The sequence below is a fragment of the Aliterella sp. E5.1 genome, from assembly GCF_057473825.1.
On record NZ_JBYCCV010000371.1, the window covers coordinates 1 to 1,521 of the forward strand.

General features: G+C 44.6%; 1 protein-coding gene. It reads right to left on the minus strand.

Going from position 1 to position 1,521, the window contains the following annotated elements; translation table 11 throughout:
* Positions 1–102: 102 nt before the first annotated feature.
* Positions 103–1,521 (minus strand): hypothetical protein (locus tag AC2VE5_RS27370; RefSeq protein ID WP_486890679.1); only part of this gene is annotated, 1,419 nt, incomplete at its 5' end.

Below are 1,521 nucleotides of genomic sequence, written 5' to 3' on the forward strand. Positions count from 1 at the left end.
TGACAAGGTGCACGACGTGCAGTATACCTTGTGCTCGCTCATGCTCAATCTCTGCTGTTGCCTCATAGAGCAGAGGTGCGTCAATGGAGGGCAAGGGCAAGACTATGCTTCTGTCAACTCGCTTTTGTGATCCAGCAAGAATTGCGTAGCTTTGCTTACACGCGATAAAAGATCATCAAAGTATATAGGAAACGAACGGTGTTGTTTTCTGAGTTGCCTAACGATACGCTCTGCTTCAGTCCCCGGTTTGTGACCGACAACCTTGCTACGTAAACTGTGTAGCTCGGCAAAAGCTTCCACATCATCTTTAGAGTAACCAAGTTTATGTATAACTTCCTGTAACTGTCTGATGCTGCCTAGCTGCTTGTCAAAACAGTCGTGTGCTGTAGCTAGTTTTTTCACCTGCTTTTTGTCCAGCGATTCAACTACGAGCTGGTCAAGCTGGAGTAATGCGTCACCCCACTGCTTACGATTGTCCGTAAGCACTCGGTGTAGCCTTGCAATATCTTGCAGAGTTAGACGTGGAAACAGCTGTGGCAACTCAATTCTTACATTTTCAAGTAGTTGTCTAAGCACCTCTGCCGGGTCGGTAAGCTCCGACCATTTACCTTCAAAGTCTGTTTCATAAGTCCTCCTGCTGATAGAACCCTTCGGGGCTTCGTTGAAGGACTTCCAATAGACTTGCTCCTTATAGGGCAAGCCAGCAAGATAACAGAGGTAAGTATGAACTTGGCCCTCTTCGTTCACGTCATAAGTTCTCGAGCTCCAGCCATCAATTTTGTAGATTTGCCTATCCTTTAGTTCGTAGAGGTCAGGGTTATTCTTGTACTTATCTAAAACTTCTGGTTTGAAGAAGACAGGAGACGTTTCAAATGGTTTGTCATTTGAGGGCTCAAAGTATGAAGACATCGCTTCAGGAGCACAACTACATGTTGTTACCTTGGCATTTTTCCAGTCCTTGACGATGAAGTCGCAAAACTCTTTATCGTCTCGTTCATGGATCAGCTCATGGTTTGCTTGACTCCATACATACCGCCGATCGACTCCAACAATCTGAGCACCACGCGTTGCTGTCATATCACCTGGTGTCACTTTATTGCCTATAAAGCGAGCATAAATTTTATCTTCAGGTAGGGATATATCCTCTCTTATGACGTTGTTCCAGGGGAAAAGCTCGTCATTTTTTATCCTTGTTACATCAAACAACCTTATAAGGGCAGATTCTTTGAGAAGTAGATAGGCATATAAGACTTGAGCTTTTATGGCTACCACTATGCGTGATTCATCAATTTGTATATGGCATATCGTTTCACGATCACCATTGTCATTAATTCGACAAAAATCGCCCGACTCTTCATCGCGGTGAAGTTGAAAGACATCAGTTAAGTCCTGGGGGTAATGCTCCAGTGATCTCTTCCAAACGAGACCCAAACTATGCGAGGGTTGAAGAATTTGGAGGAAGTACATGGGCAAGCAACGAAAGACGTGGAGCGCAGAGGTCAAAGAAACCATCGTACTGTC